Origin of the sequence: Pseudomonas khorasanensis, from assembly GCF_014268505.2 — a bacterium.
Classification (GTDB): domain Bacteria; phylum Pseudomonadota; class Gammaproteobacteria; order Pseudomonadales; family Pseudomonadaceae; genus Aquipseudomonas; species Aquipseudomonas khorasanensis.
Map to the genome: position 1 here is coordinate 60,051 of NZ_JABWQP020000017.1, position 23,243 is coordinate 83,293.

Sequence of the window (23,243 nt, forward strand, 5' to 3'; positions counted from 1 at the left end):
GCGGCCTACTGAGGGCCTATAGCTCAGTTGGTTAGAGCAGAGGACTCATAATCCTTTGGTCCACGGTTCGAGTCCGTGTGGGCCCACCAATTCGAAAGCCGCGCATTGCGCGGCTTTTTATTGGCCGAGTGGTCGGGTTTCTTTCTGGCGAGCGCAATGTTCGTTTCAGGCTTTGTTGAAGCCCTTTCGAAAGCCTACCGCTGTTTGCCTGTAAAATGCGCCCCATTCGATCCAATGCCAACGGAGCCAACCCTTGCCAGACACCCGCCAGCCCATCCTCGACGAAATCGACCGCCAGCTAATCGCCGCCCTGCAGATCAACGCCCGCGAAAGCGTCGCCATGCTCGCTCGGCAACTGGGCATTGCGCGTACGACTGTCACTTCGCGCCTGGCCAGGCTGGAAAAGGCCAAAGTGATCACGGGTTACGGCGTGCGGCTCGGTCAGCGCGTGGTTGACGGTGGTTTGCAGGCGTATGTCGGGATCAAGGTACAACCGCGTTCCGGCAAGGAGGTGCTGCGTCGCCTGAGTGCGATGGCGCAGGTGCAGCAGCTTTGCGCGGTGAGTGGCGAGTTTGATTATGTGGCGTGGTTGCGCACGGATTCGCCGGAGCAGCTCGATCAGTTGCTGGATCAGATTGGCAGCGTCGATGGAGTCGAAAAGACCACGACTTCGATTATTTTGAGTAGCAAGATTGATCGGGGGCAGCCAGTCTGAAGCATTGGGTCGGCGCCCTGACTGGGCTCTTCGCGAGCAGGCTCGCTCCTACATTTCTGGTCAGTTTGTAGCCAGCAATCGTCACATTGAATGATCAACCGGCAAAACGACGACACTTTGCGTCTTATTAACGTGTTCGACGCTCCCTAGAATGGCTGGCATCTTTTCCTATACTCAGACGCGTATCTCGCGTCGGGTCGCCAGTAAGGTCAGTCATGAACAAGAACAATCGTCATCCTGCAGACAGTAAGAAACCAGTCACCATTTTCGGCCCGGACTTTCCGTTCGCGTTCGACGACTGGATCGAGCATCCGGCCGGTCTCGGCAGCATTCCTGAGCAGAACCATGGCGCCGAGGTGGCAATTGTCGGTGCGGGCATCGCCGGTCTGGTGGCCGCTTATGAGCTGATGAAACTCGGCTTGAAGCCGGTGGTGTACGAGGCGTCAAAACTGGGAGGTCGTCTGCGTTCACAAGCCTTCAATGGCACGGACGGCATTGTCGCCGAGCTCGGCGGTATGCGTTTTCCGGTGTCCTCCACGGCGTTCTATCACTATGTCGACAAGCTTGGACTTGAGACCAAACCCTTCCCGAACCCGCTGACGTCGGCCTCCGGCAGCACCGTGATCGACCTTGAGGGCACAACTCATTACGCACAAAGCCTGAAGGATCTTCCTGCGTTGTTCCAGGAAGTCGCTGACGCTTGGGCGGACGCGCTGGAAGCCGGCTCGCAGTTCTCCGACATTCAGCAAGCCATCCGCGACCGCGACGTGCCGCGCCTGAAAGAACTGTGGAACAAACTCGTGCCGTTGTGGGACGACCGGACTTTTTACGATTTCGTCGCCACCTCGAAAGCCTTCGCCAAACTTTCTTTTCATCACCGCGAAGTGTTCGGTCAGGTCGGTTTCGGCACTGGCGGCTGGGACTCGGATTTCCCCAATTCGATGCTGGAAATTTTCCGTGTCGTGATGACCAACTGCGACGACCATCAGCACCTGGTGGTCGGCGGCGTCGAGCAGGTGCCGCAAGGCATCTGGCGGCATGTGCCGGAGCGCTGCGTTCATTGGCCAGAAGGCACCAGCCTGAAATCCCTGCACCGTGGCGCGCCGCGTTCGGGGGTGAAGAAAATCGCTCACGCGCCGGACGGCCGCTTCGCCGTCACCGACAATAACGGCGACACCCGCGAATACGCTGCCGTCCTGACCACTTGCCAGAGCTGGCTACTGACCACGCAGATCGAGTGCGACGAAACCCTGTTTTCACAGAAAATGTGGATGGCCCTTGATCGCACCCGCTACATGCAGTCGTCGAAGACTTTCGTGATGGTCGACCGTCCGTTCTGGAAGGACAAGGACCCGGAAACCGGCCGCGATCTGATGAGCATGACCCTCACTGATCGCCTGACCCGTGGCACCTATCTGTTCGACAACGGCGACGACAAACCGGGCGTGATCTGCCTGTCGTACTCATGGATGAGCGACGCGTTGAAAATGCTCCCGCATCCGGTCGAAAAACGCGTTGAGCTGGCGCTGAACGCGCTGAAAAAGATCTACCCGAAAGTCGATATCGCTGCGCGGATCATCGGCGACCCGATTACCGTTTCATGGGAAGCCGACCCGTATTTCCTCGGTGCCTTCAAAGGCGCGCTGCCCGGCCATTACCGCTACAACCAGCGGATGTACGCGCACTTCATGCAGGACGACATGCCGGCCGAGCAGCGCGGGATTTTCATTGCCGGGGACGACGTATCGTGGACACCGGCGTGGGTCGAAGGCGCGGTGCAGACTTCGCTCAATGCGGTGTGGGGCATCATGAAACATTTCGGCGGATCGACACATAAAGAGAACCCGGGCCCGGGTGATGTGTTCAAAGACATCGGCCCTATCGCCCTGCCCGAGTAAGAGGAATCCCTGATGCGTGTAGCCCTTTACCAATGTCCGCCGCTACCACTGGACCCCGCCGCCAACCTTCACCGCCTGCATCAAGTGGCGATGGAGGCCAGGGGCGCCGATCTGTTGGTGCTGCCGGAAATGTACATGACCGGCTACAACATTGGCGCCGAGGCCGTCAGCACTCTGGCTGAGGTGTATAACGGCGAATGGGCGCAGCAGATCGGCCGGATCGCCAAAGCGGCCGGCCTGGCGATTGTGTACGGTTACCCCGAGCGCACCGCCGAAGGCGATATCTTCAACGCGGTGCAGTTGATTGATTGCCACGGCGAGCGCCTGTGCAATTACCGCAAGACGCATCTCTACGGCGATCTTGATCGCTCGATGTTCAGCCCCGGCGACAATGATTTTCCGCTGGTCGAACTCAACGGCTGGAAGCTCGGATTCCTCATCTGCTATGACCTGGAGTTCCCAGAGAACGCCCGGCGACTGGCGCTTGCCGGCGCCGAGCTTATCGTGACGCCAACGGCCAATATGGTTTCGTTCGACTTCGTGGCCGACGTCATGGTCCGCTCGCGCGCCTTCGAAAACCAGTGCTACGTGGCCTACGCCAATTACTGCGGCCATGAACGCGACATTCACTATTGCGGCCAAAGCAGCCTGGCAGCGCCGGACGGCAGTCGTATCGCTCTGGCCGGACTCGACGAAGCCTTGATCGTGGGCGAACTGGATCGCCAGTTGATGAGCGATTCCCGTGAGATCAATCGCTATCTGAATGACCGTCGCCCAGAACTTTACGGCGCGCTCAACCAACGCTAATCCGCTAGCATGGGCACCTCACTGTTCTGGAAGTGCCCATGCCTGCGCCGACCCATCCCCACCCTTATTCTGAAACCCTGGCCAACGGCTTGCGGGTGACCCTGCGCCACGCACCCGGTTTGAAGCGCAGTGCAGCCGCGTTGCGAGTGGCTGCCGGCAGTCATGACGTACCGCTGGCATGGCCGGGGCTGGCGCACTTCCTTGAGCATTTGCTGTTCCTCGGCACCGAACGCTTTCCCGGGAACGAAGGGCTGATGGCCTACGTGCAAGGTCATGGCGGGCAGGTGAATGCCAGCACTCGCGAACGCACCACGGATTTTTTCTTCGAGTTGCCAGTGCCATCGTTCAACGCAGGGCTTGAGCGTCTGTCAGACATGCTCGCCCAACCGCGTATGAATCTGGACGACCAGTTGCGTGAACGGGAAGTTTTGCAGGCAGAATTCGTCGCTTGGTCGCAAGACTCGTCAGCGCAGCAGCAGTTTGCGCTGTACAAAGGTTTACCGGCAGATCATCCGTTGCGCGGGTTTCATGCGGGCAATCGGGACAGCCTGCAGGTGCAGTCGCCTGCGTTTCAGAAGGCGTTAACGGACTTCCACCAGCAGTTTTACCGCACCGGACAAATGACCCTGAGCCTCGTCGGCCCGCAGAGCATGACTGAACTTCGGCAGATGGCGGAGCAGTTCGCAGCGGCGCTGCCACCTGGGGATAAATTCACCCAAACCGCCCCGCCGCCGCTGACCGCGAACAGTTATCAACAGGTCAACGATCAACGCAGCAACCTGTTGTTTGCCTTTGACGCGTTGCCTGCGCCGTCCGCTGAAGCGCTGGCCTTTCTCTGCCATTGGTTGAACAGCGCCAAACCCGGTGGACTGCTTGCGTACTTGCAACAACACAATCTGGCCGACGGCTTGAAAGCAGGGCCGATCTACCAGTTTGCCGGGCAAGCGCTGCTGCATCTGGAACTCGCCACCGCCGGCGAACATCTCCCCGCCATTCGCGAGCTACTGCTCGACTGGTTGAGCTTCTTCGCTCGACAGGACTGGGCACCGCTGCGCGAGGAATACACCGCCCTGCTCCAGCGCCAACAGCAAGTCAGCGGCGCGTTGCAACTGGCGCGCATCGACGTTGAGCAGCAAGCACTGGGCCTGTGCGAATCAGGCGTCGCAGCACTAAAACATGTCCTCCACGAAATTGGTGTTGTGGATAACTTCAGTGATCACTGGCACCTGCCCGCTGCCAACCCATTCCTGCGGGCCAGTGAACCGCTGGCCAATGCCGGTCTGATTCGCGGCCAGACCAGCGCCCACCGTGGTCTGCGCACGTTCGCTCAGGATCGTTCGCGCAGCCGACGGGAACGATCGCCGATGCACTTCAGTCAGGCGCTGCCGGACAATAGCGATGAAGGGGCGATTTATCTGCGCTGGCAAGTCGAGGCTGCGGCGAGCGCGGATCTGCATTCAAGGCTGCAACGCAGTCTGCGACAAACACGACAGGACGCGTCTGATGCCGGTGTCGATTTGTCGTTTAGTGCCGCAGGCAATCAGTGGTTGCTGAAGCTGACCGGCCTGCAAGAGCCCATGCCCACTGTTCTCGAGCACGCGCTGAAACGTCTGACGACGATTGACGCCGACTCCCCGCGTGGCGAAGCGCAAACCCCGTCAATGCCGATCCGCCAATTGCTCGAAGCATTGCCGGGAAAATGCTTGCCGCCCAGTCAAACCAGCGACGACGCCAAGCGCCTGTGGACAACTTCGCGCTGGGACGGCCTCGCTTTGGGTCTCAACCCGCAGACGCAATCGGCCATGGGCCTGGCACTCAGCCGCATTCCCGGCACACCTGACAGTCAGCTGCCGCTTACGCCGCACAGCAACGGCCAATACCGCTGGAGCCAGATTGACACCGCTTCCAGCGAGCACGCCTTGCTGCTCCTCTGCCCGACCGCCAGCTGCGAGATGACTGATGAAGCCGCGTGGCGCTTGCTCGCGCAGCTGTGTCAGACTCCTTTCTACCAGCGCGTGCGGGTTGAATTGCAATTGGGTTACGCCGTGTTCAGCGCGTTGCGTCAGCTGCACGGCACGACTGCCATTGTGTTTGGTGTGCAATCGCCAACGACCTCGGCCGTGATGGTGCTTGAACATATCCAACAGTTCATCAAAGCCATTCCGGATCTGCTCGAAAAGCTCGATGAAGCCAGCTTCACGCAACTGCGCCAGAGCCTCGTTGCGCAATTCGACGAGGCCGCGCTGTCTGTCCGAGACGCTGCAGAACTACTCTGGCAGGGCAAACTCGCCGGCCACTCGTCGGATTATCGCGAGCAACTGGTCGCGGCAATCGGCCAACTGGACCGTCCGGCAGTGCAGGCCGCTGCGCAGCGCCTGATCAATGCCGAGGGCGGCTGCCACTGCCTGGCCAACGAACCGATGCCCGGCGCGCCCTGGCAAGCGACAAACTGATCGTTACCGAGGCTGCAAGGAGCTTTCTCAAAGATTCACGGGTCATTGCGTTGAAATTTTGAGTAACATAGCCGCCTAACTAATTGGAACATCGCCGCGCTGCCGTGGACTATAACTATGGATAGCGCTATCCCAACCCTCAGAAGGAGACACCTCATGGCCTGGACAAAACCTGCTTACACCGACCTGCGTATCGGCTTCGAAGTCACCATGTACTTCGCCAGCCGCTGAGTGCTGGTTACGTAATATGCAGTGCAACGCCTCGGCTCGCCGGGGCGTTTTATTTTCCGCGTTGAAATGATGGAGCGTTCATGTTCGTCCAGATTCTGGGTTCGGCCGCCGGTGGCGGTTTTCCACAGTGGAACTGCAACTGCGTCAACTGCGCAGGCTTTCGCGACGGCAGCCTGAATGCCAAGGCCCGCACCCAATCGTCCATCGCCATTTCCGATGACGGCGTGAACTGGGTGCTGTGCAACGCCTCGCCGGACATTCGCGCGCAACTGCAAAGCTTCGCCCCGATGCAGCCGGGCCGGGCGCTGCGCGACACCGGCATCAGCGCGATCATCCTGATGGACAGCCAGATCGACCACACCACCGGGCTGCTCAGCCTGCGCGAGGGCTGCCCGCACCAGGTCTGGTGCACGGACATGGTTCACGAAGACCTGAGCACCGGTTTCCCGTTGTTCAAGATGCTCACGCACTGGAATGGCGGGCTGGACTGGAACCGCATCGAACTCGACCAGAGTTTCACCGTAGCAGCGTGCCCGAACCTGCGTTTCACGCCATTGCCATTGCGCAGCGCCGCGCCGCCCTATTCGCCACACCGTTTCGACCCGCACCCGGGCGACAACATCGGCTTGATCGTTGAAGACCTGAACACTGGCGGCAAACTGTTTTACGCCCCGGGCCTTGGCAAGGTCGATGCACCGTTGCTGGAGATCATGGCGGGCAGCGATTGCCTGCTGGTCGACGGCACGATGTGGGATGACGATGAAATGCAACGCCGTGGCGTCGGCACCCGCACCGGCCGGGAAATGGGCCATCTGGCGCAAAACGGCCCCGGTGGGATGCTCGAAGTGCTGGAGCAGTTGCCTGAACAGCGCAAAGTACTTATTCACATCAACAACACCAACCCGATTCTCGACGAGGATTCGCCGGAGCGCGCGGAGCTGGCGCGGCGTAACGTTGAGGTGGCGTTTGATGGCATGAGTATTGAGCTTTAAGCAATCGAGACCGCTGCGCGGTCTATCGCGAGCAGGCTCACTCCTACAATGGAATGCGATCAACCTGTGGGAGCGAGCTTGCTCGCGAAGAGGCCAGCACAGAAACCAAAGATTTCCAGGGTTGTTCCCGGAGAACAGACATGACCGACACCCCGCTGTCCCCCACTGAATTCGAAGCGGCCCTGCGCGCCAAGGGCGCCTATTACCACATCTATCACCCGTATCACGTGGCGATGTACGAAGGCCGCGCGACCCGCGAACAGATTCAGGGCTGGGTTGCCAACCGCTTCTACTATCAGGTGAACATTCCCTTGAAAGACGCGGCGATCCTCGCCAACTGCCCGGATCGGGAAATCCGCCGCGAGTGGATTCAGCGGCTGCTCGACCACGACGGAGCGCCCGGCGAAGACGGCGGTATCGAAGCCTGGCTGCGTCTGGGCCAGGCTGTCGGCCTTGATCCGGACCAATTGCGCTCTCAGGAGCTGGTGCTGCCTGGCGTGCGATTCGCCGTCGATGCCTACGTCAACTTTGCCCGCCGCGCCAGTTGGCAGGAGGCCGCGAGCAGCTCGCTGACCGAACTGTTCGCCCCGCAGATTCATCAGTCGCGCCTCGACAGCTGGCCACAGCATTACCCATGGATCGACCCGACCGGCTACGAATACTTCCGCACCCGCCTCGGCCAGGCGCGTCGTGATGTCGAGCATGGCTTGGCGATCACGCTGGAGCATTACAAGACCCGCGAAGGCCAGGAGCGCATGCTGGAAATTCTTCAGTTCAAACTGGACATTCTTTGGAGCATGCTCGATGCCATGAGCATGGCCTATGAACTGAACCGTCCGCCGTATCACAGCGTGACCGAACAACGGGTCTGGCATAAAGGAATCACCGTATGAGTTTCGACCGCAGCTGGACACCGAAATGGCGCCCCGGCTACCGCTTTCAATACGAACCGGCGCAGAAAGGCCATGTATTGCTGTACCCGGAAGGGATGATCAAGCTCAACGAAACGGCCGCGCTGATCGGCGGTTTGATTGATGGCGAACGTGATGTCGCAGCAATCATTGCCAAGCTCGACGAGCAGTTCCCCGGCGTGCCCGAGCTCGGTGATGACATCGAGCAATTCATGGAGGTTGCCCGTGCAGAGCACTGGATCACCCTTGACTGATTCGTCGGTGCAAGTGCCAGCAAAACCTGAAGTCGGCCTGCCGCTGTGGCTGCTCGCCGAGCTGACCTATCGCTGCCCGTTGCAATGCCCGTATTGCTCCAATCCACTGGATTTCGCCGAGCAGGGCAAAGAGCTGAGCACCGAGCAGTGGATCAAGGTTTTCCGCGAAGCGCGGGAGATGGGCGCGGCCCAACTGGGTTTTTCCGGCGGCGAGCCGCTGGTGCGTCAGGATCTGGCCGAGCTGATTCATGAAGCGCGGCAGTTGGGTTTCTATACCAACCTGATCACCTCCGGCATCGGTTTGACCGAGCAGAAAATCAGCGATTTCAAGAAAGCCGGGCTCGATCACATCCAGATCAGTTTCCAGGCCAGCGACGAGCAAGTGAACAACCTGCTCGCCGGCTCGAAAAAAGCCTTCGCGCAGAAGCTGGAAATGGCCCGTGCGGTGAAAGCCCACGGGTACCCGATGGTGCTGAACTTCGTTACCCACCGGCACAACATCGACAAGATCGACCGGATCATCGAGCTGTGCATCGCGCTCGAAGCGGATTTCGTCGAACTCGCCACCTGCCAGTTTTACGGCTGGGCGCAGCTCAATCGTGTCGGCCTGTTGCCGACACAGGAGCAACTGGTGCGTGCCGAGCGCATCACCAATGAATACCGGGCGAAACTGGAAGCCGAAGGGCATCCGTGCAAGCTCATTTTCGTCACCCCGGACTACTACGAAGAGCGCCCTAAAGCCTGCATGAACGGTTGGGGCAGCCTGTTCCTGACGGTCACGCCGGACGGCACCGCCCTGCCCTGCCATGGCGCCCGCCAATTGCCAGTGCAGTTTCCCAACGTCCGCGATCACAGCATGCAACACATCTGGTACGACTCGTTCGGCTTCAACCGCTTCCGCGGTTACGACTGGATGCCCGAGCCGTGCCGCTCTTGCGATGAGAAGGAAAAGGACTTCGGCGGCTGTCGCTGCCAGGCCTTCATGCTCACCGGCGACGCGAGCAATGCCGACCCCGTCTGCAGCAAATCCGAACATCACGGCGTGATTCTCAAGGCCCGCGAAGAAGCCGAGACCGCCACCCAAACCATCGAACAATTGGCCTTTCGCAATGAACGAAACTCGCGCCTCATCGCCAAGAGCTGAGCCTTTCAGCGCCGAGCAAGCCGTCGCTGCCGGAATGGATTTCGCTGAACTGCAGCTCGGCGCCCACGGTTTGTTCTGGAATGAATATCGCCCCGAGGATGCGGCGTGCCGGATCTGGTATTGGCGCGATGGCGTGGCGAAACGCCTGACGCCGGACGGTTTCAGCGTGCGCAGCCGCGTGTACGAATACGGCGGCGGTGCGTTTTGTCTGACGCCTGACGGCGTGGTTTTCGTCAACGAGGCGGATCAGCAGCTGTATCGGCAGACGCTGGAAGGCGAACCCGAAGTGCTGACCTCGACTGACTGTCGTTATGGCGATCTGCATTACGCCGCAGGTCGGGTGTTGGCGGTTGAAGAGCAACAGGATCAGCATCGGCTGGCGGCGATCGATCTCGCGACGGGCGCACGGCAAGTTCTGGCCGAAGGCGCGGATTTTTATGCCGCGCCAACGCTCAGCCCGGACGGCCAACGGCTGGCTTGGATCGAATGGAGCCGACCGCATCAACCGTGGACGTCGACGCGTTTGATGGTCGCTGAGGGTGATTTTTCCGCGCCACGCTGCGTGGCGGGTGACGAAACCGAAGAATCGATCCAGCAGCCTCGATTCGACGCGAATGGTCGTTTGTACTGCCTGACGGATCGTGCCGGATTCTGGCAACCGTGGGGCGAAACGGCCGACGGGCTGCAAGCGCTGCCAAGTGCCGAGGCCGATCACGCCCCCGCTCCCTGGCAGTTGGGCGGCTGCACCTGGCTGCCCGTCGGCGATCACTTTTTAGCCAGCTGGAGCGAGAAGGGTTTCGGTCGTCTGGCCCTCGGAGAAGAAGATTTCAGCGGTGAATACAGCCGCTTCCGTCACTTGGCGATGGATCAACAATTCATCTATTGCATCGCCGCGTCGCCGACCTGCCCTTCGGCAGTGATCGTCATTGATCGCCTTTCCCATGCAGTGAACGTACTGGCCGGCGGCCTCGCACCGTTGCCCGCCGAGCACATCAGCCGCCCGCAAACCTTGCGTTACCCCAGCGGTTCCGGCGAGGCGCACGGTTTCTTCTACCCCGCCATGAGCGGCGAAGCGAAACCGCCGCTGGTGGTGTTTATCCACGGCGGCCCGACGTCGGCCTGCTACCCGATGCTCGACCCGCGAATCCAGTACTGGACGCAGCGCGGCTTCGCCGTTGCCGATCTCAACTATCGCGGCAGCAGCGGTTATGGCCGTCAGTATCGGCAAGCGCTGCATCTGCGCTGGGGCGAGGTGGATGTCGAGGATGCCTGCGCGGTGGTCGGCTACCTCGCCAAACAGGGATTGATCGACGGCGAACGCGCATTCATTCGCGGTGGCAGTGCGGGGGGCTATACCACGCTGTGTGCGTTGGCGTTCAGGCAGGTTTTTCGCGCCGGGGCCAGCCTGTACGGCGTCAGCGATCCGGTCGCTTTAGGCCGCGCAACGCATAAGTTCGAAGGCGATTATCTGGACTGGCTGATTGGCGATCCCGAGCAAGACGCCGAACGCTACGCCGCTCGCACGCCGCTGTTGCATGCCGATAAAATCCGCGTACCGGTGATTTTTTTTCAAGGTGAACTGGACGCCGTCGTTGTGCCGCAACAGACCCGCGACATGGTCGCGGCGCTGGAGCAAAACGGCATTGCGGTCGAAGCGCATTACTACCCCGACGAACGTCACGGCTTTCGCCGCGCGGCCAATCAGGCGCATGCGCTGGAGCAGGAGTGGAAGTTTTATCGGCGGGTGATGGGGCTGGATAGATGAAACACCGAGGCGCCTTGATCGCGAGCAGGCTCACTCCTACAGGGAGTTGTGATCACAACAGATCCCCTGCCCGCGATAGCTATTGATCAGACGCCGCTGGAATCAGCGCTTGGCGATGATATACACCGCATGCACGATGCCCGGAATGTAGCCGCACAACGTCAGCAGAATATTCAACCAGAACGCCCCGCCAAACCCGACTTGCAGAAACACGCCCAGTGGCGGCAACAGAATAGCGATGATGATGCGAATGAAATCCATGGGGCAGCTCCTGAATGGGGGTTGGCTCACTTGAGCCATACAAGCTAATCGACCAGCGCCGTTCGTCAGGGTTCACTACGGTTGCTATTTGATCGCCACCACCACAAAAAAACGCACCACACCAAAAAGAATCAGGCCTAGGCGTGCGTTAGCGCGGCGTGGACGACGGCGGTAGCCCGCCGCCGACCAGGGAGCCATTGAAAGTGGCTTGGTGTGCCGCGATGTGCAACGTCAGCAGCCGTCGTTGGCGCTGCTGCGGACATTGCTTGAAGAAGTGATCGATCGCGAAGTGAAGCCGCCGCTCGATCCGCGGGCCTGAAACTTTTCTTCAGGCAAAAGAAAACCCCGCCGAAGCGGGGCTTTGCAGACTGTTTCCCTGACATCCATTTCACTCCGCCACCCTGGCAGAATCCTACGTGTCCGTGTTGTTTACTTTGCGCTTCCTGCGCGACGTCCATGAAATGTAGATTAGCCGTGGATCCAATTATTGCCTATGGGATAACAGCAGCACGTCACGTAAGCAAATGCTTACATGACGTGCCCGAGATCAGAACTGTGCGGCATCGAGCAGGAACAGAGACTCGCTACCCGCTTTGACCGACGCGCTCAACGAGTGGATACGCGGCAGCAAACGGGCGAAATAGAAGCGTGCGGTGCCGAGCTTGCTGGCGTAGAAATCATCCTGCGATTCTTTGCCAAACGCGGCTTTCGCCATCAATGCCCACATGTAGGCGTAGGCCATGTAGCCGAATGCTTGCAAATATTCAACCGAGGCCGCGCCGATTTCGTTCGGATTGTTTTTCGCCCGGTCCAGCAGCCATGCGGTCAATTCATCCAGCGTGTCGACGGCATCGTTCAGCGGCTTGGTGAATTCACCCAGATCGGCGTTAGCGGTCGCAGTGAAGTGGCGGATCTCATCGGCGAACAACTTGTAAAACGCTCCGCCGCTGCCAACGATCTTGCGACCGACCAGGTCCAGCGCCTGAATGCCGTTGGTGCCTTCGTAGATCTGGGTAATGCGCACGTCACGCACCAGTTGCTCCTGGCCCCACTCGCGGATGTAACCGTGGCCGCCGAAAACCTGCTGGCCGTGCACGGTCGTTTCCAGACCCAGGTCGGTCAGGAACGCTTTCGCCACCGGCGTCAGCAAAGCCACCAGGTCTTCCGCGCGCTTGCGGGTAGTCGCGTCTTCGCTGAACTTGGCAGTGTCGAGTTGCATCGCCACGTAAGTCGAAAAGGCACGGCCGCCTTCGTTCGAGGCTTTCATGGTCAGCAGCATGCGACGCACGTCCGGGTGGACAATGATCGGGTCAGCGACTTTGTCCTTGTTCTGCGCGCCGGTCGGGGAACGGCTTTGCAGACGGTCGCGCGCGTATTCAACGGCGTTCTGGTAGGAGCGCTCGCCGGTGGCCAGGCCTTGAATGCCGACGCCCAGACGCTCGTAGTTCATCATGGTGAACATCGCGGCCAGGCCTTTGTTCGGCTCGCCAACCAGATAACCGACGGCTTCATCGAAGTTCATTACGCAGGTCGCCGAGGCCTGGATGCCCATCTTGTGCTCGATCGAACCGCAGTTGGCCGGGTTGCGCGCGCCCAGACTGCCATCGGCGTTGACCATGAATTTCGGCACCAGAAACAGCGATATGCCTTTGGGCCCCGCCGGGGCGTCCGGCAGCTTGGCCAGCACCAGGTGAATGATGTTTTCGGTGAGATCGTGCTCGCCGCCGGTGATGAAGATCTTGGTGCCGCTGACCTTGTAGGAGCCGTCGGCCTGAGGCTCGGCCTTGGTGCGAATGATGCCCAGGTCGGTGCCGGCATGCGGCTCGGTCAGGCACATCGAGCCGGCCCAGATGCCGGCGTACATATTCGGCAGGTACGCGGCTTTCAGTTCTTCGCTCGCATGGGCGTTGATCGACAGGCATGCACCGGCAGTCAGCATCGGGTACAGACCGAAGGCCAGGCTGGCGGAGTTGACCATTTCTTCGACCTGCGCCGAGACGGCTTTGGGCATGCCCATGCCGCCGTAAGCCGGGTCACCGCCAACGCCAACCCAGCCGCCTTCGGCGTAAGTCTGATAGGCCTGTGGGAAACCGGCCGGCGTGGTGACGGCACCGTCCGCCCAATGGCAACCTTCTTCGTCAGCGGCACGGCTCAACGGCGCGATGCTTTTGCTGGTGACCTTGCCGGCCTCTTCAAGAATGGCTTCAACGGTTTCGGCGTCGACGGTCTCGGCCAGCGCCGGCAGCTCGGCCCAGAGTTTGGCGACTTCGAACACTTCATTGAGGACGAAGCGCATATCGCGCAGCGGCGCTTTGTAGTCAGCCATGGCAAACCTCGCAAGATCTAAACAGGTGGTTCGTGGAATGATGTTTTCGTTGTGCCTGAGTGTACCTCAACAACTTTTGCGACACATAGGGTCAACCGGTGACTGATTTGTTATTTTTGGTCACCGTGGATCTGCCATAAATAAACCCGCACTCGGCGGGCTTATTCATGGGTCGGGAAAAGCGTTACAACGCAAACGACTCCGCTGGTAGATTCATCAAACAATCACTGCCCGCCTCAATCGCAGCCTGATGCGCAGCCGTTCGCGGCAACAAGCGCTTGAAGTAAAATTCGCAGGTTGCCAGTTTGCCCCTCAGGAAATCCGACTCACCCCCGCCGGCGTCCAGCTGTGCCTGCGCGACCAACGCCATGCGCAGCCACAAATAGCCGAGGATGATGTAGCCGCTGTACATCAGGTAATCCACCGACGCGGCACCGACTTCGTCCGGGTTTTTCATCGCGGCCATACCAACCTTCATGGTCAGATCGCCCCATTGCTGATTCAGCGCGTCGAGTTGGGCCACGAAGCTGCCCAACTGAGGGTGATCGGCGTTCGCTGCGCAAAACTTATGAACGATTTTGGTAAAGCCGCGCAACAACTTGCCCTGACTGCCCAGCACCTTGCGCCCGAGCAAATCCAGCGCCTGAATGCCGTTGGTGCCTTCGTAGATCGGCGCGATGCGGCAGTCGCGCACCAACTGCTCCATGCCCCATTCGCGAATGAAACCGTGGCCACCGAACACCTGCATGCCGTGGTTGGTCACCTCAAGACCGGTATCGGTCATGAAGGCCTTGCAGATCGGCGTAAGGAACGCCAACAGGTCTTCGGCCTCCTGACGTGCTCCGGCGTCGCTGCTCAAGTGCGCAGCGTCGAGCAATTGCGCAGTGAAGTAGGTCAGCGCGCGGTTGCCTTCGTTGAAGGCCTTCATGGTCAGCAGCATGCGCCGCACGTCCGGGTGGACAATGATTGGATCGGCGGGTTTATCCGGGGCTTTGGCGCCGGTCAGCGAACGCATCTGCAAGCGGTCGTTGGCGTATTTGACGGCGCCCTGAAAGCTCGCCTCGCCCAGACACAAGCCCTGCATGCCGGTGCCAAGCCGCGCGTGGTTCATCATGGTGAACATGCAGTTCAGGCCCTTGTTCGGCTCGCCGATCAAATAACCTGTGGCTGCATCGAAATTCAACACACAGGTCGCGGAGGCCTTGATGCCCATCTTGTGTTCGATCGAACCGCAGGAAACGCCGTTGCGCTCACCCGCGTCGCCTGCCGTGTCGGGCAGGAACTTCGGCACGATGAACAGGGAAATGCCCTTGGTCCCGGCGGGCGCATCCGGCAGCTTGGCCAACACCAGATGAATGATGTTGTCGCTCAGGTCATGTTCGCCTGCGGAGATGAAAATCTTGCTGCCGGTGATCACGTAGCTGCCATCAGCCCTGGGGACCGCGCGGGTCTTGATGATGCCCAGATCTGTGCCGCAGTGGGCTTCGGTCAGGCACATGGTCCCGGTCCACTGGCCGGCGGTGAGTTTGCTCAGGTAGGTGTCTTTCTGCTCGGCGGTGCCGTGGGTGTGAATCGCTGACATCGCTCCGTGGGTCAGGCCGGGGTACATGCCCCAGGAGGTGTTGCTGGAGCCAATCATCTCGCTGATGACCAGCCCAAGCGAACTCGGCAGCCCTTGACCGCCGTAAGCTGGATCCGCCGCCAGACCGTGCCAGCCGCCTTCTACGTATTGTGCGAAGGCGTGCTTGAAGCCTGTAGGGGTTGTCACCACACCGTTGTCGAAATGGCAGCCCTCTTCGTCGCCGCTGCGATTGAGCGGGGCCAGAACGTTTTCACAGAACTTGGCGCCCTCTTCGAGGATCGCGCTGATCATGTCCGGGCTGGCGTCATGGGCGCCCAGCGCGGCGTAGTTGGCGTGAAAGTCGAAGACATGATCGATCAGAAAGCGCATGTCGCGCAGGGGAGCTTTGTACTCAGGCATGGTGGCTTCTCCGTCAGCAGATTTCTTCAACCTACTGCTGGACACCACCCGCGACAATCATTGTGCGGGCGCTGAATGCGCCGTTATCACTCAACCCGCAGCGGTTTCCATGCGCACCGCGCCACGGCGATTCTGTCCGAATGCCATCACGCAGTTACGGCCGGCGCCCTTGGCGCTGTACAACGCCTGGTCGGCTGATTTGAGAACCTCTTCCGGGGTGCGCTGATCGACGCGCTCGGCGACGCCGATACTCACCGTGACCGACACTGCCGAGGCGCCGGCCCCGCTACGGCGCTGGCGACCTTGCAGATCATCCTGCGGGCGATTTTCCTGATTACGTAGTTGAATACTGTAGGACGCAATGGACTCGCGGATAACCTCCAGGTGCGGCATGCACTCCTCGAGGGTTTTGCCTGCGAATACCAGGGCGAACTCCTCCCCGCCATAACGATACGCCCTGCCGCCGCCGCTGATTTTCGACAGCTTGCTGGCGACCAGACGCAGAACCTGGTCACCGACATCGTGGCCGTGGGTGTCGTTGAATTTCTTGAAGTGGTCAACGTCGCTCATCGCCAGCACGTAATTGCGCCCCAGGCGCTGCAAGCGCTCGTTGAGTGCGCGACGTCCCGGCAGGCCGGTGAGTTCGTCGCGAAAGGCCATTTGGTAAGCCTCATGCGCAACCGCCGCCGCGATCATCAACATCACCTGACTGCACATGATGTTGAGCGTGAACGGCAGAATGAAAGTCTTCGGCAGCATCCAGAACACCCCGAGCAACCCGACCAGTTGCGCCGCGTGCAGCGGGCGCGGGTTGCGCCAGTATTGCCAGGCCAGCAGCAGGAAAGCCGAGATGAATACCGGATAGGACAGCTGAATCAGACTCATCCACGCGCCATGCAGTGCCGGCCAGCGAATCTCCGACAGCCACAGCAGTAACGCTTGCGGGTAACTTTGCTCCAGTCCCAACGCAACGCTGCCAAAGGCCAGCAGCACAGCGAACCGCGCGACCATGTCCTGGAACAGATGTGTTCGTTCCTGCCAGGCCGCGAACAGGCCGAACAATAATGGCAACAGCAGGCAGACCAGATGAAAGACCACGGCAGCGTCTTCGCGCACCTTGCCGTTGTCGCGGTAAAAGTCGGTCTGGGTGTCGAGCAAAAAGTAGGCGATGTACACCGTGAGCATCAGAAACAGTTCGCGCTGACGTCGGTACACTGCGCAATACGCGCCGCCCAAAAGCAGCACCAGGGTGGGCAACACGTTGAACAGGGAAGTGAAAAACACGCTGAGGTCTTTGACGTACGCAGCCGCCAACCCCGCGAGCAATAACAGCAGTGAAGGCAGGAAATGGCTGAAACGTACAGCGGAAGAACGCGGCAAGGGTAAGCTCCGACCCGTAGTATCAAAGAGATAGCATTGTGCCTGCAAAGCGCAGTTAAGCACACATAATGTGATGCAGATCACATGCAGTCTCTTTAACGGCCGATAGCCTGACTATCTGAGCGATGCACAAACAAAAAAACCGCTGCCCCCTAACGGGAGCAGCGGTTTTCATCAGACTGCGGTAAGGCTTAGTAGCCCAGTGCGAAGTCTTCTTCTTTCATGTCCATCAGGTTACTGGCGCCCGACAGCATAGTGGCCACGTGTGTACGGGTACGCGGCAGAATGCGCTGGAAGTAGAAGCGCGCGGTTTGCAGCTTGGCGGTGTAGAACGCCGCGTCGCCGGTGCCTTCTGCCAGCTTTTCAGCAGCCAGACGCGCCATGTCGGCCCAGAAGTAGGCCAGGCAGGCGTAACCCGAATACATCAGGTAGTCCACGGACGCCGCGCCCACTTCTTCGCGATCTTTCATGGCGGCCATACCGACCTTCATGGTCAGCTCGCCCCACTCTTTGTTCAGCGAAGCCAGCGGCGTGACGAACTCTTGAACAGCTTCGTTGCCTTCGTTGGTCTGGCAGAACTTGTGGACGATCTTGGTAAAACCTTTCAGAGCCTCGCCCTGAGTCATCAACACTTTGCGGCCCAGCAGGTCGAGTGCCTGAATGCCGGTGGTGCCTTCGTACAGCATCGAAATGCGGCTGTCGCGAACGTTCTGCTCCATGCCCCACTCAGCGATGAAGCCGTGGCCACCGTAGATCTGCACGCCGTGGTTGGCGGCTTCGAAACCGACTTCGGTCATGAACGCCTTGGCGATCGGCGTCATGAAGGCCAGCAAAGCGTCGGCCTTTTTCTTTTCTTCTTCGTCGACGCCGTATTTGACGATGTCGACCTGCTTGGCGGTGAAGTAGACCATTGCGCGGTTGCCTTCGGCGAACGCTTTCATGGTCAACAGCATACGGCGCACGTCAGGGTGAACGATGATCGGGTCAGCGGCTTTGTCCGGCGCTTTCGGGCCGGTCAGCGAACGCATTTGCAGACGATCGCGAGCGTATTTCAGACCGCCCTGGAAACCGATTTCGGCGTGGGCCAGGCCTTGCAGCGCTGTACCCAGACGGGCCGTGTTCATAAAGGTGAACATGCAGTTCAGGCCTTTGTTCGCCGGGCCGATCAGGTAACCAGTGGCGCCGTCGAAGTTCATTACGCACGTGGCGTTGCCGTGGATGCCCATTTTGTGTTCCAGCGAACCGCAGTTCACTGCGTTGCGCGCGCCGAGGCTGCCATCAGCGTTCGGCAGGAACTTCGGAACGATGAACAGCGAGATGCCTTTGGTGCCGGCCGGTGCGTCCGGGAGGCGGGCCAGTACGATGTGGACGATGTTATCGGCCATGTCGTGCTCACCGGCCGAGATGAAGATCTTGGTGCCGGAGACTTTGTAGGAACCGTCGGCCTGAGGTTCGGCCTTGGTGCGCAGCATGCCCAGGTCGGTGCCGCAGTGCGGTTCGGTCAGGCACATGGTGCCGGTCCATTCGCCGGAAACCAGTTTGGTCAGATAGGCTTCCTGCTGCTCAGGGGTGCCGTGCTCGGAGATGGTGTTCATTGCGCCGTGCGACAGGCCCGGGTACATGCCCCACGACCAGTTGGCTTCGCCAACCATTTCGCTGACCGCCAGGCCCAGCGACTCAGGCAGACCCTGGCCGCCGTGCTCGACGTCATGCGCCAGACTCGGCCAGCCGCCTTCGACGAACTGCTTGTACGCCTCTTTGAAACCGGTCGGAGTTTTCACGCCGGACTCGCTCCAGGTGCAGCCTTCCAGATCGCCCACGCGGTTCAGCGGTGCCAGTACCTGCTCACAAAACTTGGCGCCTTCTTCGAGAATGGCGTCAACCATGTCCGGCGTTGCGTCTGCGCACGCTGGCAGGCTCTGATAGTGCGCTTCGTAGCCGAGCAGTTCGTCACGAACGAAGCGAATATCACGCAAGGGGGCCTTGTAGTCAGGCATAGCGATAAACCTCTGCTGATGTAACCGGGAATGAACGACCGTGTTGAGTTGTTGTGACGGTCAAACAGTTGTTTGAAACATACGTTTACGCCGAAATCTTGTCAAGCATCGATCTTTTGCCGTTCGTCATCGGTTTTTCCAAAAGGCGGGCAGGGAAAATCGCCACCAACGCGAGCAAGCGACGGGTGCTGAAGAAAGATTAGTTGAGCAAGAAGGACTTAAACGAAAAACGCCGCGACAGGGCGCGGCGTTTCGATGTCTACAACAAATTCAATCAGGCGAAGGTGTCGATGATCGTACCCAGCACTTCGTCGGAAGCCTTGGCCACCTTCACGCCTAGCTCTGCCTGGATTTTGCCTTGGGACAGCTCGACGATATTGCTGGCCATATCCGATTCTTGCGCACGATCCACACCCCGCAGGCGATTGACCTGCACTTCGGACGACTGGCTGGTCACCGAGCGTTCAATGGTGTTATTGGCGATCTGGCTGGCGGCCTGATCGACGCGGTTCTGCCCGGACTGAATCGAGCTCAGCCCCGCATAAAAAGCTGTGTTACCGGAGATTTCCATAAGTCGCTCTCATCCTTGCAAAGGATCAATGGTCGCCATTGAAACAGACGCGCCAGAAAAACACCCGTCAAAAACACTAATGGCACAGTGCCTGTCCATAGCTAAAAACTTAGTCCAGCAAATCCAGCTGCAGATGTTCGGCCACCGCTTCCGCACTCAACACCTTGAGCTTCGGCACCCGACCCAGGCACGGCGCCGGAATCCGCTCGGCCAGCGTCGCCAGATTCTCCTCCAGCCGAGAGGTCTTTGGATCGATGATGTTGGCTACCCAACCCGCGAGTTGCAAACCATCCCGGGCGATCGCCTCGGCCGTCAGCAACGCATGGCTGATACAGCCCAAGCGAACCCCTACCACCAGAATCACCGGCAGCTTCAGCGCGATCGCCAGATCCGACAGATTGTCCTGATCCGCCAAAGGCACCCGCCAGCCACCCGCACCCTCAATCAGGGTGAAATCAGCGTTCATCGCCAAAACCCTGCGCATCGGCGCCAGCAACGATTGCACCGTCAGCGCTACACCTGCTTCGCGCGCCGCCAGATGCGGAGCGATCGCCGGCTCGAACGCCACCGGATTGACCTGCTCATAAGTGAGCGGCAAAGAACACTCGGCCAGGAGCGCCAAGGCGTCCGAATTGCGCAAGCCTTTGGCCGTGACCTCACACCCCGACGCCACCGGTTTGCCCGCCGCCGTACTCAACCCTGCCGACCGCGCCGCGTGCAGCAAACCGGCAGCGACGGTGGTCTTGCCGACGTCGGTGTCGGTTCCGGTGATGAAATAGGCTGCGCTCATACGGGTTTCTCCAACACGGCGTACACCACCTGATAAGTCGCCGGCAGTCCCGATGCCTGGCGGAACCGCTCGTACGCGTCAATCAAACCTTGAACCCGCGCCCGGCCGGTCAAACCGCCCGGCCGGCCGGGATTCAGGTTATGCGCGCCCAGTGCCTTGAGTTCATGAGTCAGGCTGCGCACATCCGCGTAGTGCAACACGTGTGGCTGACGCTCCAGACTCAACGTGCGCAGACCACTGCCGGCACATAACTGTTCATAACGCGAGAACTCGCGGAAGCGATTGACATGCGCCATCCCATCGACGTGCTGCCAACTTTCGCGCAACTCGAACAAAGTCCCTGTACACAGACTAGCAAACGCAAAAATCCCACCCGGTGTCAGCACGCGAGAGGCTTCGCGAAGCACCACCTCAAAATCCCCACACCACTGCACCGCGAGGCTGGAGAAAATCAGATCACAGGTCGAATCCTGCAGCGGCAGCCTTTCGGCATCGCCAGCAATGAAATGCTCAGCGCCGCCCAAGGGGCGTGCGTGATTGAGCATGCCCTCGGCAATATCCAGCGCCACACCGTGCCCCTCGGTAAAATGCGAGGCCAGGGCACGGGTGAAATAGCCGGTGCCGCAGCCGAGATCGAGCCACCGCGACGGGGCGAAATTCACGGGCAAACGCTGTAGCAACTGCGTTCCAACGTCGCGCTGTAAACCCGCAACGCTATCGTAGCTGGCTGCCGCGCGGGAAAAAGAAGCCGCCACCTGACGCTTATCGGGCCCGCCAGACAGCACAAGAGACAGATCAGTCATCATCGCACTCACGTAGAAAAGCCTGGATCGCGCCCGCGACTCCGTGCGGGTCTTCCAGCAGAAAAGCATGGCTGGCCTGTTCGATCAGACCCATTTCAATATCCGGCAAGAGCGTAAACAACGCGCCGGCCGCTTCCGCCGGGACCAGGCCATCCTGCCCCGCGAACAGATGAAATTGCGGGCCGCGAAACCTCTGCAACGCGGGGCGCGTATCCAGTTGCGCGAGCAGTTCCAGGCCAGCCATCAGCACCGTCGGCGCGGTTGCCGGCGCGCCGCCGAGCAGTAGCCGCGACAAGCCACGCGGATCCGCCGAGCCCTGCGCGCACAACAAAGCGAAGCGTTTGAGCGTGGTGCGCGGATCGGCATTGCACCCGGCAAGAAACGCGTCGAACGTTTCTCCGGCCATCGCGCTCGGCCATTGCTCATCGGCCACAAAGCAAGGATTGCTCGCCAGCGTCAGCACACCGCAGCATTGCTCGCCACGCCGTGCCGCCAGTTCGCTGGCGAGCATACCGCCCAGCGACCAGCCGCCGAGCCACACCTCTTGAGGGATGCGCTCATCGAGTTCATCGAGCCAATCCTCAAGATCACCGGAGTCGAGTTGCGGCAGTGGCTCGATCTCGACGTGCAGATGCTCATCGAGCCCGCGCAATGCCGCGGCCAGCGGCTCCATCGGCGAAACGCCGAGACCCCAGCCGGGTAACAGGACCAGACGATCACGCATGAGCGGACTCCGATGACAGTTGGGCAAAACAATCGGCCAGCCCTTCTAACAATCGCCGAACCTGCGCCTCGCTGTGCGCCGCCGTCAGGGTCACGCGCAATCGGGCGCTGCCGGCGGGCACGGTCGGCGGGCGGATCGCCGTGACCATCAGCCCGCGCGCGCGCAGCATCTGCGACCACCACACCGCCCGCCCGGCATCGCCAACCATGATTGGTTGAATCGGTGTGAAGCTGTCCATCAGCTCAAGCCCGATCTGCTCGGCGCCCTGGCGGAACTGGCGGATCAGCGTTTGCAAATGCTCACGGCGCCAGTGTTCGATGCGCAGCAGCTCGAGGCTTTTCAACGTCGCGCACGCCAGCGCCGGCGGCTGGCTGGTGGTGTAAATGTACGGGCGAGCAAACTGGATGAGGCTTTCGATCAGGTCGTCGCTGCCGGCCACGAATGCCCCGGCGGTGCCAAAGGCTTTGCCGAGGGTGCCGACCAGCACCGGCACATCGTCCTGACCCAAGCCGAAATGCTCGACGATGCCACCACCCTCTCGACCCAGTGAACCAAAGCCATGGGCATCGTCGACCATCAACCAGGCGCCTTTGGCCTTGACTTTACGGGCCAGCGCCGGCAAGTCGGCAATGTCACCGTCCATGCTGAACACGCCATCGGTGACCACCAGTGTATTGCCGGTGGCTTTCTCCAGGCGCTTGGCCAGGCTCTCGGCGTCGTTGTGCAAGTAACGGCTGAAACGCGCGCCGGACAACAAACCCGCATCCAGCAACGAGGCGTGATTGAGCCGGTCTTCCAGCACGGTATCGCCCTGCCCGACCAGCGCCGTGACCGCGCCGAGGTTGGCCATGTAACCAGTAGTGAACAGCAACGCACGTGGCCGTCCGGTGAGATCGGCCAGCGCTTCTTCCAGCGCGTGATGCGGACCGCTGTGGCCGATGACCAGATGCGACGCGCCGCCCCCCACGCCCCAACGCTCGGCGCCAGCGCGCCAGGCTTCGATCACTTGCGGGTGGTTGGCCAGGCCCAGATAGTCGTTGTTGCAAAAGGCGAGCAACGGCTGACCGTCGACCACCACTTCGGGCCCTTGTGGCGACTCGAGCAGTGGTCGCTGGCGGTAGAGGTTTTCGGCACGACGGGCAGCAAGGCGTGCGGCGAGATCGAAAGACATGCAGGCCTCGGTCAGATCACAAATATCAAAGTGGATGCAGATCCTGTGGGAGCGAGCCTGCTCGCGAAT

20 protein-coding genes, 1 tRNA gene and 1 pseudogene are annotated in these 23,243 nt (G+C 60.3%); 12 read left to right on the top strand and 10 right to left on the bottom strand.

Annotated elements, in window-relative coordinates:
• Nucleotides 1–12: 12 nt before the first annotated feature.
• The 11 genes from HU727_RS23820 to HU727_RS23870 all read left to right on the top strand — a co-directional run bounded on the left by HU727_RS23820 (nt 13) and on the right by HU727_RS23870 (nt 11,170).
• Nucleotides 13–89 (top strand) — tRNA-Ile (locus HU727_RS23820).
• A 164-nt stretch (nt 90–253) separates the two neighbouring features.
• A complete protein-coding gene (locus HU727_RS23825; RefSeq protein WP_186532916.1) occupies nt 254–715 on the top strand; it encodes an Lrp/AsnC family transcriptional regulator in 462 nt (153 codons plus the stop codon).
• Between the two features lie 215 nt (nt 716–930).
• Complete coding sequence (locus HU727_RS23830) at nt 931–2,613, top strand: flavin monoamine oxidase family protein (protein WP_186532917.1); 1,683 nt, start codon at nt 931–933, stop codon at nt 2,611–2,613.
• A gap of 12 nt (nt 2,614–2,625) precedes the next feature.
• Nucleotides 2,626–3,420 (top strand): carbon-nitrogen hydrolase family protein, encoded by a 795-nt coding sequence (locus tag HU727_RS23835; protein ID WP_186532918.1) that lies wholly within the window; start codon nt 2,626–2,628, stop codon nt 3,418–3,420.
• A gap of 38 nt (nt 3,421–3,458) precedes the next feature.
• Nucleotides 3,459–5,873, top strand: coding sequence for a pyrroloquinoline quinone biosynthesis protein PqqF (gene pqqF, locus HU727_RS23840; protein ID WP_186532919.1), 2,415 nt, complete (start codon nt 3,459–3,461; stop codon nt 5,871–5,873).
• Between the two features lie 156 nt (nt 5,874–6,029).
• Entirely contained in the window at nt 6,030–6,104 is a 75-nt protein-coding gene (gene pqqA, locus HU727_RS23845; protein ID WP_003444522.1) for a pyrroloquinoline quinone precursor peptide PqqA, read from the top strand.
• A gap of 80 nt (nt 6,105–6,184) precedes the next feature.
• On the top strand, nt 6,185–7,096 hold the full coding sequence (gene pqqB, locus HU727_RS23850; RefSeq protein ID WP_186532920.1) for a pyrroloquinoline quinone biosynthesis protein PqqB: 912 nt from the start codon (nt 6,185–6,187) through the stop codon (nt 7,094–7,096).
• 140 nt (nt 7,097–7,236) lie between these two features.
• Entirely contained in the window at nt 7,237–7,989 is a 753-nt protein-coding gene (gene pqqC, locus HU727_RS23855; RefSeq protein ID WP_186532921.1) for a pyrroloquinoline-quinone synthase PqqC, read from the top strand.
• Nucleotides 7,986–8,261: a pyrroloquinoline quinone biosynthesis peptide chaperone PqqD gene (gene pqqD, locus HU727_RS23860; RefSeq protein WP_186532922.1), complete on the top strand. Its 276-nt coding sequence runs from the start codon at nt 7,986–7,988 to the stop codon at nt 8,259–8,261. Before pqqC ends, pqqD begins: the two co-directional genes overlap by 4 nt.
• The gene (pqqE, locus tag HU727_RS23865; protein ID WP_186532923.1) at nt 8,233–9,405 is read left to right on the top strand and encodes a pyrroloquinoline quinone biosynthesis protein PqqE; all 1,173 of its coding nucleotides are present in this window, start codon (nt 8,233–8,235) and stop codon (nt 9,403–9,405) included. The genes pqqD and pqqE overlap by 29 nt, the downstream gene beginning before the upstream one ends.
• Nucleotides 9,371–11,170 (top strand): alpha/beta hydrolase family protein, encoded by a 1,800-nt coding sequence (locus HU727_RS23870; protein WP_186532924.1) that lies wholly within the window; start codon nt 9,371–9,373, stop codon nt 11,168–11,170. The genes pqqE and HU727_RS23870 overlap by 35 nt, the downstream gene beginning before the upstream one ends.
• A gap of 102 nt (nt 11,171–11,272) precedes the next feature.
• Here HU727_RS23870 and HU727_RS23875 read toward each other — a convergent pair whose 3' ends face one another.
• A complete protein-coding gene (locus tag HU727_RS23875) occupies nt 11,273–11,431 on the bottom strand; it encodes a YqaE/Pmp3 family membrane protein (protein ID WP_003228885.1) in 159 nt (52 codons plus the stop codon).
• Nucleotides 11,432–11,627: 196 nt separating this feature from the next.
• On the opposite strand from HU727_RS23875, the pseudogene HU727_RS26200 reads away from it, so the two are divergent.
• Nucleotides 11,628–11,750 (top strand): annotated as a pseudogene (locus HU727_RS26200) (LysR family transcriptional regulator); the annotation flags it as partial.
• A gap of 228 nt (nt 11,751–11,978) precedes the next feature.
• Here the strand turns inward: HU727_RS26200 and HU727_RS23885 are convergent.
• From HU727_RS23885 to bioF, 9 genes are all read right to left on the bottom strand, one after another.
• Nucleotides 11,979–13,757, bottom strand: a complete 1,779-nt coding sequence (locus tag HU727_RS23885; RefSeq protein ID WP_186532925.1) for an acyl-CoA dehydrogenase C-terminal domain-containing protein — start codon at nt 13,755–13,757, stop codon at nt 11,979–11,981.
• Nucleotides 13,758–13,941: 184 nt separating this feature from the next.
• Nucleotides 13,942–15,738 carry an acyl-CoA dehydrogenase C-terminal domain-containing protein gene (locus HU727_RS23890; protein ID WP_186532926.1) on the bottom strand — a complete coding sequence of 599 codons (1,797 nt, stop codon included), beginning with the start codon at nt 15,736–15,738 and terminating at the stop codon, nt 13,942–13,944.
• Between the two features lie 90 nt (nt 15,739–15,828).
• Nucleotides 15,829–17,118 (bottom strand): GGDEF domain-containing protein, encoded by a 1,290-nt coding sequence (locus HU727_RS23895; protein WP_186532927.1) that lies wholly within the window; start codon nt 17,116–17,118, stop codon nt 15,829–15,831.
• A 191-nt stretch (nt 17,119–17,309) separates the two neighbouring features.
• The gene (locus HU727_RS23900) at nt 17,310–19,115 is read right to left on the bottom strand and encodes a phenylacyl-CoA dehydrogenase (RefSeq protein WP_186532928.1); all 1,806 of its coding nucleotides are present in this window, start codon (nt 19,113–19,115) and stop codon (nt 17,310–17,312) included.
• Nucleotides 19,116–19,389: 274 nt separating this feature from the next.
• Complete coding sequence (locus HU727_RS23905; RefSeq protein ID WP_186532929.1) at nt 19,390–19,686, bottom strand: pyrroloquinoline quinone biosynthesis protein PqqE; 297 nt, start codon at nt 19,684–19,686, stop codon at nt 19,390–19,392.
• A gap of 109 nt (nt 19,687–19,795) precedes the next feature.
• On the bottom strand, nt 19,796–20,476 hold the full coding sequence (bioD, locus tag HU727_RS23910) for a dethiobiotin synthase (protein ID WP_186532930.1): 681 nt from the start codon (nt 20,474–20,476) through the stop codon (nt 19,796–19,798).
• The gene (gene bioC, locus HU727_RS23915; RefSeq protein ID WP_186532931.1) at nt 20,473–21,279 is read right to left on the bottom strand and encodes a malonyl-ACP O-methyltransferase BioC; all 807 of its coding nucleotides are present in this window, start codon (nt 21,277–21,279) and stop codon (nt 20,473–20,475) included. The genes bioD and bioC overlap by 4 nt, the downstream gene beginning before the upstream one ends.
• Complete coding sequence (locus HU727_RS23920) at nt 21,272–22,003, bottom strand: alpha/beta fold hydrolase (protein WP_186532932.1); 732 nt, start codon at nt 22,001–22,003, stop codon at nt 21,272–21,274. The genes bioC and HU727_RS23920 overlap by 8 nt, the downstream gene beginning before the upstream one ends.
• Nucleotides 21,996–23,174, bottom strand: coding sequence for an 8-amino-7-oxononanoate synthase (gene bioF, locus HU727_RS23925; RefSeq protein WP_186532933.1), 1,179 nt, complete (start codon nt 23,172–23,174; stop codon nt 21,996–21,998). Before bioF ends, HU727_RS23920 begins: the two co-directional genes overlap by 8 nt.
• Nucleotides 23,175–23,243: the final 69 nt, after the last annotated feature.